This window comes from Pseudomonas sp. MM211, from assembly GCF_020386635.1.
Lineage (GTDB): Bacteria > Pseudomonadota > Gammaproteobacteria > Pseudomonadales > Pseudomonadaceae > Aquipseudomonas.
Genome location: NZ_CP081942.1, coordinates 1,465,588 through 1,483,303, shown reverse-complemented (window position 1 = coordinate 1,483,303; position 17,716 = coordinate 1,465,588). Strand labels below are relative to the sequence as shown.

14 protein-coding genes are annotated in these 17,716 nt (G+C 59.4%); 5 read left to right on the top strand and 9 right to left on the bottom strand.

Features of this window, described 5'->3' with window-relative positions:
- Nucleotides 1-184: 184 nt before the first annotated feature.
- From K5Q02_RS06610 to K5Q02_RS06600, 3 genes are all read left to right on the top strand, one after another.
- On the top strand, nucleotides 185-457 hold the full coding sequence (locus K5Q02_RS06610; protein ID WP_225837582.1) for an accessory factor UbiK family protein: 273 nt from the start codon (nucleotides 185-187) through the stop codon (nucleotides 455-457).
- Between the two features lie 81 nt (nucleotides 458-538).
- The gene (locus tag K5Q02_RS06605; RefSeq protein WP_225837581.1) at nucleotides 539-2,029 is read left to right on the top strand and encodes a YifB family Mg chelatase-like AAA ATPase; all 1,491 of its coding nucleotides are present in this window, start codon (nucleotides 539-541) and stop codon (nucleotides 2,027-2,029) included.
- A 223-nt stretch (nucleotides 2,030-2,252) separates the two neighbouring features.
- On the top strand, nucleotides 2,253-4,226 hold the full coding sequence (locus tag K5Q02_RS06600; protein WP_225837570.1) for a BCCT family transporter: 1,974 nt from the start codon (nucleotides 2,253-2,255) through the stop codon (nucleotides 4,224-4,226).
- A 256-nt stretch (nucleotides 4,227-4,482) separates the two neighbouring features.
- On the opposite strand, the gene K5Q02_RS06595 is transcribed toward K5Q02_RS06600, so the two are convergent.
- The 7 genes from K5Q02_RS06595 to K5Q02_RS06565 all read right to left on the bottom strand — a co-directional run bounded on the left by K5Q02_RS06595 (nucleotide 4,483) and on the right by K5Q02_RS06565 (nucleotide 12,711).
- Complete coding sequence (locus K5Q02_RS06595) at nucleotides 4,483-5,358, bottom strand: ABC transporter permease subunit (RefSeq protein ID WP_225837568.1); 876 nt, start codon at nucleotides 5,356-5,358, stop codon at nucleotides 4,483-4,485.
- Entirely contained in the window at nucleotides 5,355-6,236 is an 882-nt protein-coding gene (locus tag K5Q02_RS06590) for an ABC transporter permease subunit (protein ID WP_225839607.1), read from the bottom strand. Before K5Q02_RS06590 ends, K5Q02_RS06595 begins: the two co-directional genes overlap by 4 nt.
- A gap of 23 nt (nucleotides 6,237-6,259) precedes the next feature.
- A complete protein-coding gene (gene potA / locus K5Q02_RS06585) occupies nucleotides 6,260-7,414 on the bottom strand; it encodes a polyamine ABC transporter ATP-binding protein (RefSeq protein ID WP_225837566.1) in 1,155 nt (384 codons plus the stop codon).
- Nucleotides 7,415-7,468: 54 nt separating this feature from the next.
- Complete coding sequence (locus tag K5Q02_RS06580) at nucleotides 7,469-8,551, bottom strand: polyamine ABC transporter substrate-binding protein (protein ID WP_442963991.1); 1,083 nt, start codon at nucleotides 8,549-8,551, stop codon at nucleotides 7,469-7,471.
- 169 nt (nucleotides 8,552-8,720) lie between these two features.
- Nucleotides 8,721-9,821: a polyamine ABC transporter substrate-binding protein gene (locus K5Q02_RS06575; RefSeq protein WP_225837562.1), complete on the bottom strand. Its 1,101-nt coding sequence runs from the start codon at nucleotides 9,819-9,821 to the stop codon at nucleotides 8,721-8,723.
- A 108-nt stretch (nucleotides 9,822-9,929) separates the two neighbouring features.
- Complete coding sequence (locus tag K5Q02_RS06570; RefSeq protein ID WP_442963973.1) at nucleotides 9,930-11,297, bottom strand: aspartate aminotransferase family protein; 1,368 nt, start codon at nucleotides 11,295-11,297, stop codon at nucleotides 9,930-9,932.
- A gap of 55 nt (nucleotides 11,298-11,352) precedes the next feature.
- Nucleotides 11,353-12,711, bottom strand: coding sequence for a glutamine synthetase family protein (locus tag K5Q02_RS06565; RefSeq protein WP_225837559.1), 1,359 nt, complete (start codon nucleotides 12,709-12,711; stop codon nucleotides 11,353-11,355).
- Between the two features lie 390 nt (nucleotides 12,712-13,101).
- On the opposite strand from K5Q02_RS06565, the gene K5Q02_RS06560 reads away from it, so the two are divergent.
- Together K5Q02_RS06560 and aguA are read left to right on the top strand one after the other, a co-directional pair.
- The gene (locus K5Q02_RS06560) at nucleotides 13,102-13,395 is read left to right on the top strand and encodes a hypothetical protein (protein WP_225837557.1); all 294 of its coding nucleotides are present in this window, start codon (nucleotides 13,102-13,104) and stop codon (nucleotides 13,393-13,395) included.
- 260 nt (nucleotides 13,396-13,655) lie between these two features.
- The gene (gene aguA, locus K5Q02_RS06555) at nucleotides 13,656-14,765 is read left to right on the top strand and encodes an agmatine deiminase (RefSeq protein ID WP_225837555.1); all 1,110 of its coding nucleotides are present in this window, start codon (nucleotides 13,656-13,658) and stop codon (nucleotides 14,763-14,765) included.
- 96 nt (nucleotides 14,766-14,861) lie between these two features.
- On the opposite strand, the gene K5Q02_RS06550 is transcribed toward aguA, so the two are convergent.
- Nucleotides 14,862-16,190 (bottom strand): OprD family porin, encoded by a 1,329-nt coding sequence (locus K5Q02_RS06550; RefSeq protein ID WP_225837553.1) that lies wholly within the window; start codon nucleotides 16,188-16,190, stop codon nucleotides 14,862-14,864.
- A gap of 431 nt (nucleotides 16,191-16,621) precedes the next feature.
- On the bottom strand, nucleotides 16,622-17,587 hold the full coding sequence (locus K5Q02_RS06545) for a GGDEF domain-containing protein (protein WP_225837551.1): 966 nt from the start codon (nucleotides 17,585-17,587) through the stop codon (nucleotides 16,622-16,624).
- Nucleotides 17,588-17,716 lie beyond the last annotated feature (129 nt).

Genomic DNA, 17,716 nt, shown 5'->3' with positions numbered 1-17,716 from the left:
GCAAAGCGCCTCGTTGCAGGACGTTACGGGCCTACAAAGGCTTGCCTGGAAGTCTTCCGAGCGGATGTCGCACCAGAACAGCGCCACGCAGCCCCCTCAATCGCACACTATTGGTGCGCCAACGTCAGGCAGCCCTAAAAACACGCCGTGCTACACTGCCGACACTCGTTTTCGGAAGGTTCCCATGCTGCCACCCAAAGCTCTGCTCGACGCCCTCAGCAGCCAGGCCACGCGCCTGCTCAGCGGTGATACCCCCTTGCCACGCAGTGAAATCGAGAGCCAGCTCAAGGCTCTATTGCAGAGCACCCTCAGCAAGCTGGATCTAGTCAGCCGCGAAGAATTCGACAGCCAAATGGTGGTGCTGGCCCGTACCCGTGCACGTCTCGAGGCCCTGGAAGCCAAGGTCGCAGAAATCGAGTCGCGCAGCGCGCCAGCACAGCAAATACCAGTCGAGTAACATACTCGGCAGTAGGGGCGGTTGTCGTTCAACGCGACCGCACAGCAGCGCCGGTAGCACCCAAAGATCAAGGAGTGATCGATGTCATTGGCCGTAGTCCACAGCCGCGCCCAGGTTGGTGTAGACGCCCCCATCGTTACCGTAGAGGCCCATTTGGCCAACGGCCTGCCGTCCCTGGCGCTGGTCGGGTTACCGGAAGCGGCAGTCAAGGAAAGTAAGGATCGTGTGCGCAGCGCCATCCTCAATTGCGCTCTGGATTTTCCGCCTCGTCGTATCACCTTGAATCTGGCACCAGCCGATTTACCAAAGGACGGCGGCCGTTTCGACCTTGCCATTGCCCTGGGCATTCTGGCCGCCAGCAGCCAGGTACCAGCAGACTCCCTGACCCCGCTCGAATGCCTTGGCGAACTGGCGTTATCTGGCGCCATCCGTCCAGTACAAGGCGTGCTGCCTGCAGCTTTGGCGGCTCGAGAAGCTGGGCGCACCCTTGTGGTGCCCAAGGAAAATGCCGAAGAAGCCAGCCTGGCGTCAGGGCTGACGGTGCTGGCGGTCGGTCATCTCTTGGAACTGGTCGCTCACCTGAACGGCCAGACGCCATTGGCCGTTTACCAAGCTCAAGGCCTGCTACGCCACACTCAACCCTATCCGGATCTGGCCGAAGTGCAGGGGCAAATTGCTGCCAAGCGTGCTCTGCTGGTGGCTGCTGCCGGGGTGCACAATCTGCTGCTGAGCGGCCCACCTGGCACGGGCAAAACGCTACTGGCGAGCCGTCTACCCGGCTTGCTGCCGCCCCTTACAGAAGAAGAGGCCCTGCAGGTTGCGGCGATTCGCTCGGTCGCCAGTCACACCCCTTTACAGAGCTGGCCGCAGCGACCATTTAGGCATCCCCATCACAGCGCATCGGGGCCGGCGTTGGTGGGTGGCGGCAGTCGTCCTCAACCCGGAGAAATCACCCTCGCTCACCACGGAGTGCTGTTCTTGGACGAGTTGCCCGAGTTCGACAGGCGCGTCCTCGAGGTGCTCAGAGAGCCACTTGAAAGCGGTCATATCGTTATCGCCCGGGCCCGCGACAAAGTCAGCTTCCCTGCCAGGTTCCAACTCGTCGCCGCCATGAACCCCTGCCCCTGCGGCTTTCTCGGTGACCCCAGCGGCCGCTGCCGCTGCAGCCCGGATCAGATCCAGCGCTATCGCGGCAAGCTGTCCGGCCCGCTGCTCGATCGCATCGACCTGCATATTACCGTTGCCCGAGAAAGCACGGCGCTCGGCATGCCACAGGAAAGCCGCGAAAGCAGTGCAACAGCGGCGGCTCGAGTCGCCGCGGCGCGGGATATCCAGTTACGCCGCCAGGGTGTCGCCAATGCCTTTCTCGACCTACCAGGATTACGTGAGCACTGCGCCCTGAGCGACATCGACCGCCAATGGCTGGAGCACGCTTGCGAACGCCTGACCTTATCACTGCGTTCCGCTCACCGCGTGCTCAAGGTAGCACGCACACTGGCAGATCTGCAGGCGCAAGAGGCGATCAGCCGCCAGCATCTGGCAGAAGCTCTGCAGTACCGCACCAACCTGTGAAGGATGCAGAAATAAGCTGAACAAAACCGCAAGCAAACCTATCGATAGCTGGCACATTCAAGAACCTGACTATCGTGATGGTACAATCGCGGGCCTTCCGCCTTTGGCGGCCATCCGATAGACCGAGTCGTTTCTCCATCCGTCCGCCTGCCTGATCTGGCCTAAGCTCGAACAGGTATACGCGTATCTCATGGACTGACTCCGACCAAGGAGAGCTAGCTCAATGGAGGCACCTCTGTCTTCCCGCTCCACCCTCAACCCGCCGGTTTTCTACGGCTCAACCTTTCTGATCGCCTGCCTGGTGATCTACAGCACCGTGTTCAAGGACAACGCCCAGAGCGTATTCGGTGCCACACAAGCCTGGATCATCGAGAACGCTAGCTGGGTTTACATCCTCGCCGTTGCCCTGATTCTGCTTTTCGTGGTGTTCCTCGCGGTGAGTCGTTATGGCGACATCAAGCTTGGCCCCGATCACAGCGAGCCTGAATACAACAACACCACCTGGTTCTCCATGCTGTTCTGCGCGGGCATGGGTATCGGCCTGATGTTCTTTGGCGTGGCAGAGCCGGTGATGCACTTCATCGATCCGCCGGTGGGCGACCCGCAGACCGTCACCGCGGCGAAGGAAGCGATGAAGCTGACCTTCTTCCACTGGGGCCTGCATGCCTGGGCAATCTACGCCATCGTCGCACTGATCCTCGCCTACTTCGCCTACCGACATAACCTGCCTCTGACCCTACGCTCAGCGCTCTACCCACTGATCGGCGACCGTATCTACGGCCCCATCGGTCATGCGGTAGACATCTTCGCGGTAATCGGCACCGTGCTCGGTGTGGCGACCTCGCTGGGCTACGGTGTACTGCAGATCAATACCGGGCTGAACCACCTCTACGGCCTGCCGACCACCACCACGGTGCAAATCGGCCTGTTGATCTTCACCATGCTGCTGGCGACGATTTCTGTGGTCAGTGGCCTGGACAAGGGCATTCGCCGCCTCTCCGAGCTGAACATGATCCTGGCTGTCGGCCTGCTGCTGATCGTGCTGGTGCTCGGCCCCACCGTATTCATCCTGCAGACCTTCGTGCAGAACACCGGTGGCTACCTGTCGGAGATCGTCAGCAAGACCTTCAACCTCTACGCCTACGAGCCAACCGACTGGATCGGTGGCTGGACGCTGTTCTACTGGGGCTGGTGGCTGTCCTGGTCGCCCTTCGTGGGCCTGTTCATCGCGCGTATTTCCCGCGGTCGCACGATTCGCCAGTTCATCAGCGGCGTACTCGTAGTACCGGCTGGTTTCACGCTGTTGTGGATGACCGTATTCGGCGACACCGCCATTCACATGATTCTGGTCGACGGCGTCACCGACCTTGCCGAAGCGGTGAACAAGGACAGCTCTCTGGCGCTGTTCGCCTTCCTCGAACACTTCCCGATGTCGATGATCCTGTCGCAGATCGCGGTGCTGATGATCGTGGTGTTCTTCGTCACCTCGGCAGACTCCGGTGCCATGGTGGTGGATATGCTCGCCTCCGGCGGCAAGGATCAGACGCCGGTCTGGCAGCGCATTTTCTGGGCGGCGCTGATGGCGGTAGTGGCCGCCTCGCTGCTGCTGGCCGACGGCCTCAAAGCACTACAGACCGCGACCATCGCCAGCGCCCTGCCCTTCGTGGTAGCACTGATGGCGTCGATGTGGGGCCTGCTGCGTGCTCTGCAGCTGGACGCGGCCAAACGTGGCCTACGTGATCAGGTGTCGCTAAGCTCGCGCGGCAGCTCCGGCCCCGGCGGTTGGCAGCGTCGTCTGCGTAGCATGGTCATGCTGCCTCGTCGTTCTCATGTGAATCGCTTCATCAGCGAAACCGTCCTGCCAGCCTGCGAGCAGGTTGCAGATGAACTGCGCAAGCAGGGCCGTGAAGCCAAGGTAGAAAGCGGCGAGGATGGCCGCGTGACGCTATCGGTCAGCCATGGCAGCGAGGCGGACTTCCAATATCAGGTGCGGCCACGCGCGCTGATCCAGCCAAGCTTCGTGATGCGCGACACCCGCGATGACACCAACGAAGAGCGCAAGTATTTCCGCGCCGAAGTCCATCTGGACGAAGGTGGCCAGGATTACGACGTGATGGGCTGGAACCGCGAAGAAGTGATCGGCGATATCCTCGACCAGTACGAGCGCCATATGCACTTCTTACACATGACGCGCTAACGCTTCACGCAAAACAGAACGCCCGGGCCAATGCCCGGGCGTTTTCGTTATGGCCGCGTATTCGTATCGGCGGGCGGTTCCAGCTGGCGCGTTGATGACATCCATGACGAGTAGGAGCCGGCTTGCCGGCGATACTATGGATACGCGTCTCGCCCGCAAGCCGGCTCCTACGGACGTCGACAGCGAAGCAACGCCCTCAGAAACAACAATGCCCGCCTTGCTGACGCAGGGCGGGCATTGCTTGCGACCGAAAGGCTCAGTGAGCGGGCCTGACCTCCGGCCGGGCAGAAATAGCCACCTGACTTTCTTCCATGACCTGCTGAATCGCCTTGCGCCGCCGCTCTTCCGCGCGGTGGGCGAAGAACCATACCAGGAAGGTAACGAAGGACACCGCCAGCAGGATCAAACTGGCCACGGCATTGATTGCCGGAGTAACCCCCAGGCGTACTTTGGAGAAAACCTCCATCGGCAGCGTGGTGGCGCCAGGACCGGACACGAAGCTGGCCAGCACCAGATCATCGAGGGACAGCGCGAAAGACATCATGCCGCCAGCCACCAACGAAGGCGCGATCATCGGAATGGTGATCACGAAGAACACCTTCCAGGGCCTCGCGCCAAGATCCATCGCAGCTTCCTCGATGGACAGATCCAACTCACGCAGACGCGCCGAAACCACCACGGCCACATAAGCCGAGCAGAAGGTGGTGTGGGCGATCCAGATGGTCATCATGCCGCGTTCTGCCGGCCAGCCGACCAGTTGCGCCATGGCCACGAACAGCAGCAGCAACGACAGACCGGTGATCACCTCGGGCATGACCAGCGGCGCCGTAACCAGGCCGCCAAACAGCGTGCGCCCTTTGAAGCGGTGCACCCGGGTCAGTACGAAGGCCGCCATGGTGCCCAGCGCCACTGCGGCGATCGCCGTGTAGCAGGCGATTTCCAGGGAGCGCCACACCGCGCCCATCAACTGTCGGTCATCGAGCAGGCTGACGTACCACTTGAACGACCAGCCACCCCACACCGTTACCAGCCGCGAGGCGTTGAACGAGTAGATCACCAGGATGAACATCGGCAGATAGATGAACGCGAAACCGACCCAAAGCATGAGGGTGGAGAAACGGAAGTTTTTCATGCTTTGCCCTCCATTTCTTTCGCTTGGTTCTTGTTGAACAGAATGATCGGAATCAACAGCAGCGCCAGCATCACTACCGCCAGGGCGGAGGCAACCGGCCAGTCACGGTTGTTGAAGAACTCTTGCCACAACACCTTGCCGATCATCAGCGTTTCCGGGCCGCCAAGCAGCTCGGGAATGACGAACTCGCCCACCACCGGAATGAACACCAGCATGCAGCCAGCGATGATGCCGTTCTTCGACAACGGCACGGTGATTTTCCAGAAGCTGTTGAAGTTGCTCGAGCCGAGATCCGAGGCAGCCTCCAGCAGGCTTTGATCGTGCTTCACCAAGTTGGCGAACAACGGCAGGATCATGAACGGCAGGTACGAATAGACGATGCCGATGTATACCGCGGTGTTGGTGTTGAGGATCTGCAGCGGCGTGTCGATCAGACCGATGCTCTGCAAGAAGCCATTGAGCAGGCCGTTGTTGCTGAGGATGCCCATCCACGCATAGACGCGGATCAGGATCGCAGTCCAGGTCGGCATCATCACCAGCAGCAGGAGAACCATCTGGGTCTCCTTTTTCGCGCGGGCAATGGCGTAAGCCATCGGGTAACCGATCAGCAGGCAGGCAACGGTGCTGATGAAGGCGATCTTCAACGAGCCCAGGTAGGCAGCCACGTACAGCTCATCTTCACTGAGGAAGATGTAATTACCCAGGTTGAGCACCACCTGCAGGGTGTTGTCCACCCAGGTGTAGATTTCCGTGTACGGCGGAATCGCCACGTCGGCTTCGGCGAAGCTGATCTTCAGCACGATGATGAAGGGCAGCAGGAAGAACAGGAACAGCCAGATGAACGGAACGCCGATCACCAGGTGTCGGCCGGTTGGCAGTCGCTTGGTCAGGCTGCTCATTTTCATGACTGCAGCACCACGCCGCTGTCGTCTTCCCAGAACACCACTACCGGGTCATCCCAGGTCGGTCGTTTGCCACGGCGCTCGGCGTTGGCGATGAAGCACTGCACGATCTGCCCCGAGGTGAGCTTGACGTAGTACACCGAGTGGCCGCCCAGGTAGGCGATATCGTGAACGCTGCCGTGGCTCCAGTTGTAGTCCGGGTGCTCGTGGTCGCTGGGCAGTTGTGTGGCCATCAGCAGCTTTTCCGGACGCATCGCATAGGTGACCTGGGTCTCCTGGGCGCGGGTGCTGATGCCATGGCCGATGTAGATCGGCTTGTCGAGCTGCGGGCAGTTGATCACCGCGTGGTCGGTGTCATCGTGAACGATCTCACCTTCGAACAGGTTGACGTTGCCGATGAACTCGCAGACCAGGCGGCTGGCCGGCGTTTCGTAGATGTCGATGGGGCTGCCGATCTGCGCGATCCAGCCCAGGTGCATGATGGCGATGCGCTGGGCCATGGTCATGGCCTCTTCCTGGTCGTGGGTCACCATCACGCAGGTCACGCCGACGCGCTCGATGATTTCCACCAGTTCCAGCTGCATCTGCGAACGCAGTTTCTTGTCCAGCGCGCCCATGGGCTCGTCGAGCAGCAGCAGCTTGGGTTTCTTCGCCAGGGAGCGGGCCAGGGCCACGCGCTGACGCTGGCCACCGGAAAGCTGATGGGGCTTGCGCTTGGCGTACTGGCTCATCTGCACCAGCTTGAGCATTTCAGCGACGCGAGCTTCGATCTCGGCCTTGGGCAGCTTGTCCTGCTTGAGGCCGAAGGCAATGTTGTCGGCTACGCTCATGTGCGGGAACAGCGCGTAGGACTGGAACATCATGTTGATCGGCCGCTCGTAGGCCGGCATGTCAGTAATATCCTGGCCATCGAGAAAGATGCGCCCTTCGGTGGGCCGCTCGAAGCCGGCGAGCATGCGCAGCAGAGTCGACTTGCCCGAACCGGAGCCACCGAGCAGGGCGAAGATCTCACCCTTATTGATGGTCAGCGACACATCGTCGACGGCAATGGTCTCATCGAACTTCTTGGTCACGCGCTCGATCTTGACCAGCACCTCTTTCGGTTGCTGGCTCCCTTCGATGACCTTCTTGTAGGTACTGGAAGCAACTGCCATTACCAAACTCCCGCAGCAAAAATGGCGCCCGGCAAAGGCCGGGCGCTAATGGGTTCATCTTCCGGACTTGATCTTCGTCCAGCTTCGCGTCATCAGGCGCTGCGCCGTGGGCGGCAGTTCGGCTGAGATGTACAACTTGTCCAGAACGGCCTGCGGTGGGTACACCGACTCGTCCTGGCGAATGTCCTGATCCATCAACTCCCCAGCCTTGGTGTTGGGGTTGGCGTAACCGACATAGTCACTGACCCCAGCGATCACTTGTGGATCGAGCAGGTAGTTGATGAAGGCATGGGCCTGCTCGACGTTGCCGGCATCCTTGGGGATAGCGAGCATGTCGAACCACAGGTTGGCGCCCTCCTTGGGAATCGCATAGGCGATTTCGACGCCCTTTCCGGCCTCCGCGGCACGGTCTGCGGCCTGTAAAACATCACCGGAGTAACCGAAGGCCACGCAGATGTTGCCGTTGGCCAGATCGCTGATGTATTTCGAGGAGTGGAAGTAGCTCACGTAGGGCCGTACTTCCAGCAGCTTGGCTTCGGCCTTGGCGTAATCATCGCCACTCTGGCTGTTCGGATCGAGGCCCAGGTAATTGAGTACCGAGGGAATCATCTCGTCCGCCGAATCGAGGAAGGAGACACCACAGGTGGCCAGCTTCTTCATGTTCTCCGGCTCGAACAGCACGGCCCAGGAGTCGATTTCGTCGACACCCAGCACTTCCTTGACCTTGGCGACGTTGTAGCCAATGCCGTTGGTGCCCCACAGGTAAGGAACCGCATATTGATTGCCCGGGTCGTTGGCTTCGAGTTGCTTGAGCAGCGCCGGGTCGAGATTATTCCAGTTCGGCAGCTTGCTACGGTCGAGCTTCTGGAACGCGCCCGCCTTGATCTGCTTGCCGAGAAAATGGTTGGACGGCACCACCACGTCGTAGCCGGTACGGCCAGCGAGCAGTTTGCCTTCCAGGGTTTCGTTGGAGTCGAAGACGTCGTAGACCGGCTTGATACCCGTGGCCTTCTGGAATTCGGCCAGCGTTTCCTCGCCGATGTAATCGCTCCAGTTGTAGATATGCACGGTACCGTCCGCATGTGCCAGGGTTGCCAAGCCAACCGAAAGCGCGGTCGTTGTCAGGATCTTGCCCAAGGGAAAATGCACAGGTCGTCCTCTTCTTGTGGCTCATCACCAATCGGTGACACATCGCGGTTTGAGTGAGCGGCGCAAATCAAGCGCAGCGCTCGGCAGGCGGCGATCCGCCCGTTGCCTTGCAGGAACACGAGCCGCGGCGCCAAACAGCGCCGCGGTTATCACGCGATCAGCGACCGGACTTGATCTTCGTCCAGCTGCGGGTCATGGCGCGCTGGGCAGCCGGCGGCAGATCCGGGAAGGCGTAGAGCTTGCCCATGGTTTCCTCGGTCGGATAGATACCCGGGTCGTTGCGGATGGCTTCATCCACCAGTGCAGTCGCCTTGGCGTTGCCGTTGGGGAACTGCACTTCGTTGGTGATTTCAGCCATGATTTCCGGCTTCATCAGGAAGTTCATGAAGGCGTAAGCCGACTCGACGTTTTCCGCATCGGCAGGGATGGCAACCATGTCGAAGAAAGTACCGGCACCTTCCTTCGGAATGTTGTAGGCCACATTGACCTTGCCACCGGCTTCCTCAGCGCGGGACTTGGCCTGGTACACGTCACCCGAATAGCCCACGGCTACGCAGAGGTTGCCGTTGGCCAGGTCGGAAATGTACTTGGACGAATGGAAGTAGGTGACCGAAGGACGGATCTTCAGGAACAGCTCTTCAGCTTCCTTCAACTGCTTCGGATCGGTGCTGGTCGGCTCGTAGCCCAGGTACTGCAGTGCGATCGGCAGGATCTCGGTTGGCGAGTCGAGGAACGACACGCCACAGGACTTCAGCTTCTCGATGTTTTCCGGCTTGAACAGCAGATCCCAGGAGTCCACCGGTGCGTTCTCGCCCAGTGCCGCCTTGACCTTGTCAGGGTTGAAGCCGATGCCGATCGAACCCCACATGTACGGGAAGGCGTACTGGTTACCCGGATCACTGACTTCGACAGTTTTCAGCAGGTTCTTGTCCAGGTTTTCCCAGTTCGTCAGCTTGGACTTGTCCAGCGGCTGATAAATCTTGGCCTTGATGTGCTTGGCCAGGAAGTTGTTCGACGGCACCACGATGTCGTAACCGGATTTGCCGGCGAACAGCTTGGCTTCCAACGTTTCGTTGGAATCGAAGACGTCGTAGGTGACCTTGATGCCGGTTTCCTTGGTGAACTTGGCCACGGTGTCCGCAGCAATGTAGTCCGACCAGTTGTAGACGTTCAGTACCTTGCTATCTGCCTGCGCCATACCGGCCACGGTGCCGGCCAGCGTCACGGCTAGCAGAGTCTTGCCGAAAGTCTTGATCATGCGGTTCAGCTCCATTTGTGGTGTTGATTATTCGGGTTGCCACGCAATGCTGCATGGCCCCTTTTATGGCCGGCGCAGTCTGGCGATAACTGCCTTGTCGCTCAAGCCTTAAACCAGTAAAGCACGGGCAGTGAGATCCAGGCATTTGCGGGCCTTGTCCACCAACTCGTCGATTTCCGTCTTGCTGATCACCAGTGGCGGAGAAATGATCATGGTGTCGCCCACGGCGCGCATGATCAGCCCGTTCTCGAAACAGTGACCGCGGCAGATCATACCGACAGCCTTGTCGCTCGGATAACGCTCGCGGGTCTGCTTGTCTTTGACCAGCTCGATGGCGCCCAGCATGCCGACTCCACGCACTTCCCCCACCAGCGGGTGATCCGCCAGTTCACGCAGTCGTTTCTGCAAATACGGTGCCGTTTCTTCTCTGACTCGCTCGAGGATCTTTTCTTCGCGCAAAATTCGAATGTTTTCCAGCGCCACGGCAGCCGCCACTGGATGCCCGGAGTAGGTGAAACCGTGGTTGAAGTCACCGCCTTCGTTAAGGACCGCGACGATTTCGTCACGCACCACCAGCCCGCCCATTGGCACGTAGCCGGAGGTCAGGCCCTTGGCGATGGTCATCATGTCCGGCGTGTTGCCGTAATAATCGCTACCGAACCACTCACCGGTACGGCCGAACCCACAGATCACTTCATCGGCGACGAAGAGGATTTCGTACTTGGCGAGAATCTCGCGCACCTTGGGCCAGTAGCTGTCTGGCGGAATGATCACGCCGCCCGCTCCCTGGATCGGCTCGGCAATGAATGCCGCGACGTTGTCTTCACCGACTTCGAGAATCTTCTTCTCCAGCTCCTCGGCTGCCCAGATACCAAAGGCCTCTGGCGTCATGTCGCCACCTTCGCCAAACCAGTACGGCTGGGCAATATGGACGATGCCAGGAATCGGCAGATCGCCCTGCTCATGCATGCCTTTCATGCCACCCAGGCTGGCCCCTGCGACGGTGGAGCCGTGGTAACCGTTCTCGCGGGCGATGATGACCTTCTTGCTCGGCTTACCTTTGAGCGCCCAATAGTGGCGCACCATACGCAACATGGTGTCGTTGCCTTCGGAACCGGAACCGGTGAATACCACATGGTTCATCCCCGCCGGGGTGACTTCGGCGAGCGACTTGGCCAGCTCAAGCACAGGCGGATGAGCGGTCTGGAAAAAGGTGTTGTAGAACGGCAACTCGCGCATCTGCCGGCTGGCAGCCTGCACCAACTCTTCACGGCCATAGCCCAGCGCGACGCACCAAAGCCCAGCCATACCGTCGAGAATCTTGTTGCCTTCACTGTCCCACAGGTGCACGCCTTCACCGCGGGTAATGATGCGCGGGCCCTTCTCGGCCAACTGCTTGAAATCACTGAAAGGCGCCAGATGATGGTCGCGGCTCATGGCCTGCCATTGCTGGGTTTTCGGGTTCTTTACCGTCATGTTCACCTCTTTATATAGTCAGGGCCGTGCGGATCACGCACCGGCCCTGGTTAAATCACACCGAGAGCAGCAGGAACTCGCGCTCCCACGAGCTGATCACACGCTTGAAGTTCTCGTGTTCAGCACGCTTGACCGCTACGTAACCACTGACGAACTTTTTCCCCAGGTACTGCTCGACCACCTGGCAAGTTTCCATGCGTTCCAGCGCGGCCTCGAGGGTCAGCGGCAGGCGCAGGTTGCGGCGCTCGTAGCCGCGCCCCACCACCGGAGCGCTCGGTTCGATGCCTTCGACCATGCCGATGTAACCGCACAGCAGGCTGGCCGCCAGGGCCAGGTAAGGGTTGGCGTCGGCGCCAGCCAGACGGTTCTCGACCCTGCGGTTCTCCGGCGTGGCATCTGGCACGCGCAGGCCCACGGTACGATTCTCCTCGCCCCACTCGACGTTCACCGGTGCCGAGGTATCCGGCAGGAAGCGGCGGAACGAGTTGACGTTGGGGGCGAACAACGGCAACAGCTCCGGGATGTACTTCTGCAAGCCGCCGATATGGTGCATGAACAGCTCGCTCATCGAGCCGTCTTCATTGGAGAAGATGTTCTTGCCGGTGTTCTTGTCGATGATGCTCTGGTGCAGGTGCATGGCACTGCCGGGCTCGTCGGTGATCGGCTTGGCCATGAAGGTCGCCGCCACGTCATGCTTGAGTGCTGCCTCGCGCATGGTGCGCTTGAACACCAGAATCTGGTCAGCCAGGTGCAGCGCTTCGCCGTGACGGAAGTTGATTTCCATCTGCGCCGGGCCCTCTTCGTGGATCAGGGTATCCAGATCCAGGCCTTGCAGCTCGCACCAGTCGTACATGTCTTCGAACAACGGATCGAATTCGTTGGCCGCGTCGATCGAGAAGCTCTGCCGACCGGTTTCCGGACGCCCGGAACGGCCCATCGGCGCCACCAGCGGGAAGTCCGGGTCGCTGTTGCGCTTGGTCAGGTAGAACTCCATCTCCGGCGCCACGATGGGTTGCCAGCCTTTTTCGGCGTAGAGGCGCAGTACTTTCTTGAGGATGTTGCGCGGCGACAACTCGATCGGATTGCCTTGCTTGTCGTAGGTGTCGTGGATCACCTGGGCAGTCGGTTCGATGGCCCAGGGCACGATGAATACGGCGTTCTCGTCCGGACGGCAGATCATGTCGATATCGGCAGGGTCGAGCAGGTCGTAATAGACGTCATCTTCGACGTAATCGCCGGTAACGGTCTGCAGCAATACGCTTTCAGGCAGGCGCATGCCCTTTTCGTCGAGGAATTTGTTGGTCGGCGAGATCTTGCCACGGGCGATACCCGTCAGGTCGCTGACCAGACATTCGACTTCGGTGATCTTGCGTTCTTTCAGCCAGCTGGAGAGCTGATCCAATTTGGTACTCATAGAGACCTCAGGGTTTTTGAAACCGGCATCCTCGGCCGGCTCGACATGCCCTGCCCTCTAACAAACCTCGACTGGAGGTTGGCCAGAGCGCAGGAAAATTCGGATTGCCACGTGGCCTCCGGCGAGCAGCCGTTACGCCACTCAGGTGAACCCGGCCAGCAGGCACGGTTAACGGGCCTTCACCACACAGGCCGAGACTGTAACCGACCTTTGTTGCACTCGACAGACCCAGCCTCACCTGCAAAGCGTGGGCCGCCACGCAGCGGCACGAACCCGCGTTACTAACAGCGCAAGCGCACGCGCGAGTTGACCAGCGACATAACGAAGCATCAAGCCACTCTGGCTTGCGAGGCAAAGTGCTCGGATGAGGGTAGGGAAAACTGACGGAGTGTGCAGATTTTCGAGCGGGGTAAGAAACTTGGGCTGCGCTCAGGCAGCAGCACCGATAATGTGCAACCGCGGCCTGATGATCGCGACCAGCAGCAGGGCCAGGATACGCAACACACCGCACAGCACAAGCAGTGGCGCTGGAGAGCTGCACGTACATCATTAAACACCCGTATTGTTGGATTATTAGGGGTTCATCCGAGCTTAGCCTTGTTCATTTTTTTATACAACACAGCGATACTGGAAACGCAGCGCTGCCATATGCATGACCAGCATGATGGTGGATCAGACCTTTGAAAGGCCCTGAGACGCCCTAAAAATGGCCACTGCGCCCTTATTTAGAGCACATTTACTGGGCATCAACAGTACCTTGCGCTTGAAATTGACGTCCCAGGTCGTTAGCCATTGATTGATATTTTTAACAGCATAGATGCTGCATCATCTTGGTAACACGCGTGCCGTTCCACGTCCCTCAGGCACATCCTGACGTTCAGTTCGTCGACCTGCTGAGATAATATCCAGCCTATTTAAGCCGCACCCCGTCACGGAGTAACGCCATGTCGACCTTAACCACCACCCCACGCGCCGATGGCTTTCGTATGCCGGCTGAGTGGGAACCGCATAGCCAGACGTGGATGGTCTGGCCAGAACGCCCGGACAATTGGCGCCTGGGCGGCAAGCCTGCACAGCACGCGTTCACGGCCGTAGCCAGAGCCATCGCCGAGTTCGAACCGGTGACCATCTGCGTTTCCGCCGGGCAGTACGAGAATGCCTGCGCGCGCCTGCAGCACGAGCACATTCGTGTGGTGGAAATGACCACTGACGACGCCTGGGTACGCGATACCGGACCAACCTTCGTGACCAACGAGAATGGTGAATTGCGCGGTGTCGACTGGGGCTTCAATGCCTGGGGCGGTTTCGAGGGAGGCTTGTACTTTCCGTGGCTGCGCGATGACCAGGTCGCCAGCAAGATTCTAGGCCTGGAGGGCCGCGACCGTTACCGCACCGAAGGCTTCGTGCTCGAAGGCGGCTCGATTCACGTCGACGGTGAAGGCACTCTGATCACCACCGAGGAATGCCTGCTCAACCACAACCGCAACCCGCACCTGAACCGCGAGCAGATCGAAGCCGTGCTGGCCGATCATTTGGCCATCGACAAAGTCATCTGGCTACCGGACGGTTTGTTCAACGACGAGACCGACGGCCACGTCGACAACTTCTGCTGCTACGTACGCCCTGGCGAAGTACTGCTGGCCTGGACGGACGATCCGGAAAACCCCAATTACCCACGCTGCCAGGCCGCCCTGCGCGTGCTGGAAAGCACCCGCGACGCCAAAGGTCGTGCCCTGACCGTGCACAAGATGCCGATTCCCGGCCCGCTGTATGCGAGCGAAGAAGAATGCGCTGGTGTTGATCACGTACTGGGCAGCCAGGAGCGTAGCCCCGAGGTACGCCTGGCCGGTTCTTACGTGAACTTCCTGATCGTCAACGGCGGCATCGTCGCGCCGAGCTTCGATGATCCCAAGGACGCAGAAGCCAAAGCCATCCTCGAACGCCTGTTCCCTGAGCACCGCGTGGTCATGGTGCCGGGCCGCGAGATCCTGCTCGGCGGCGGTAATATTCACTGCATCACGCAGCAACAACCGGCAGTCACTGCAGCGGGTTGAGGACTACTCTCAAAGCCCAGACAAGCAAAAGCCCGGAACCAGTCCGGGCTTTTGCATTGAGACGAGCCGCCGCGTGGGGCGGCTCGTACTGCTCCCTTAGAACAGTGGCAGGCTGTAGGTAACGAACAGGCGATTCTGGTCTACATCGCTGGCGGCCTCACTGCGGAATGCCGCGTTACGCCAGGCGAAGCCAACACCTTTGAAGGTGCCTTCCTGCACTACGTAGTCCAGAGTGAAATCACGCTCCCACTCTTTCTGGTCGCTGCCAGAAGCAGTCTTGATGTTGGTGCCCTTGAGGTAAGCCACCGACGCCTTCAGACCCGGAACGCCGACGCTGGCGAAATCGTAGCTGTACTGACCGAAGGTCGTACGCTCACCCGCACGGGTGAAGCTGTTTGCCAGACGGTCAGTCAGCAGATAGACACTAGAACCACCTGCACCTTCGTTGGGCAACAGCGAGCCTTGGTTGATCTGCACGAAGTTGCTGTTTTCAGATACGCGCTGATGACCCAGCATCACGGCATGAGAACCCAGGCTGTAGGTGAAAGCAGCGCTCCAGGTATTGTTGTCGATCTCACCATCACCGTTACGGGTGTAGCCATTGGTGAGATAGCCAGCGGTGCCTGAGCTGTTGGCACCATCGGAATCGGTCTTGAAGTAGCGCAGGTCGGTCTTGAACGACTGCTTGTCACCCAGCGGCAGAATATGTACCAGCCCAGCAAAGTGCTGTTTGTAGTAATCATCGAGGTTGGCGTAGTAGTACTGCGCAACCAGCTCTGGAGTGATTTTCCAGTCACCGCCACCGAACCAGAACTGATTGCTCTGCTCGGTACCGCCCGCAACGGCCAGGCCAGTACTGTTGCTCGAGGCACGGCCGACAGCGTGTTCGATCAAACCACCGGTCAGGGTCAGGTTATTGATCTCATTGGAAGTGATCTGCCCGCCCTCGAAGGTTTGCGGCAACAGACGACCGTCGTTGGATACCAGAATCGGCAGCTTCGGCATCAGTGTGCCGATACGCGCTTCGGTCTTTGACACACGCAGCTTGCCGGTCACCCCGAGGTGGCTGAATTCGTCGACAGCGCTGCCATCGCTTTCAAGGGGGAACAGCGCGCTAGGTGCGCGGCTCTGCCCAGCTTTACCAGCGCGGCCACCACCATCGAGGCGCACACCCAACAGACCAATTGCATCGACACCAACTCCCACGGTGCCTTCAGTGAAACCGGACTGGAGGTTCAGCTGAAAGCCCTGGCCCCACTCTTTGGTGCTAGCGCTGTTGGAGTCACGAATATCGTTATTGAAATAGAAGTTACGCAGATCCAACTTGGCGGTGCTGTCTTCGATAAAGGCAGCGTTAGCAACGTTGCCCAAGGTCAGACCCAGGGTGCCAGCGGCTACGGCCAGCGCCAGGGAAGCTTTTTTCATCGTGATCTCTCCAGTGTGTTTTCTTTTATTGGTTGCTACACATCGGTCTGATGGGTGATGCCTCAGCGGCACTAAATCAGCCGAATTCGGGGCACAACCGTCGAACACCAGGCAGCCAAGAGACGCCACAGGTGGTTTGACGGCAGTACGAAAGTGCTCAGAAATGAAGACGTATCAGATAGGAATGAGAACGAGGGCAACGGGAAAAGGACATGTTCGATTCTCTGCATTGTTATTGTCGGCCGCTGTTAGGCCTTTGCTGAACGAATCTAGCACAGCAGATTACGTGCCATTGGCGAACAGAGTCGCACAACACACGATATTTCAATATGTTACGAATAATAGCGAGAGAAGAGCGGCAGTCGCTCACCGGAGAAAATGAGCAATTAACCGCCGACAGGAGGATGCAAATTGGCGGCTTATCGCCACCATCAGCTGGTGACGATCTGATTTTTCCCCTGACGCTTGGCCTGGTACATGGCCGCGTCAGCACGGGCGTAGAGCACATCCAGACCTGGGTCACCACTGCGCAGCGAGGTCAGCCCCTGGCTAACGGTGATGCCAAAAGCGTTACCTTCATGATTGAAGGCCAAGCGCTGAATTTCTCGCTGCAGACGCTGGGCGATCTGCGACGCCAGCTCTGGTTCGCAGCCTGGAAACAGCGCCGCGAACTCCTCACCACCGATGCGCCCGAACAGATCACCGCGGCGCAAGACAGAACTGGCGCAACTGGCCAGTTGCTGCAGTACCTGGTCGCCCGCCTGATGGCCATAGCTGTCGTTTATATGCTTGAAATCATCTAGATCCAGCAGCAGAAAGGCCAGCGGCTGCCCCTGATTTCGGGCCAGCTCGAACTCACTCTGCGCGCATTCGAAGAAGTGTCGGCGGTTGCTGCTTTGAGTAAGTACGTCAGTAGTAGCCAGGCGATGCAACTCGCCTTCGAGCTGCTTCTTCTCGGTAATATCTTCAGCAATACCAAAGATAATCGGCGACGCGAGGCTGTCACTGTGCCGGCCGATAAAGCACTTATCGCTGAGCCAGCGAATCTCGCCATCAGCGCGGATGATGCGGTATTCACGTGCCTCGACTGCGCCGGTCTCCAGAACCTGCGCCATGCTCTCGGCGGCGAACTCCAGATCGTCGGGGTAGATGCTGTTACGCCATTCGCCGTAATCGCCCAGCAATAACCCTGCCGAACGCCCAAAGACCAGCTCATAGGCCGGGCTGACATAAATGATCTGCTGGGTCTCCCAATCAAACGCCCAGAGCACGGCGTTGACGCTGCCTAATAACGTGCTGAACAGCTGCTCGCGCTCGCGCAAGCGGGTACCTTCCGCGCGGCTGTGCAACAGCGCCATGGTCAACTCTTCCAGGTCGATAGTGCCGAGTTCATCCATATACCGATCCTGAGCAACGCCAAATAGATTGCGGTGGGGCTGCCATGCGGGATCAAAAAAGCCCGCTATGTGGCGGGCTTTTAGGTGGCAACCGGGTCACTGCTATGACCGTGGCCACTGCGGGCGGTT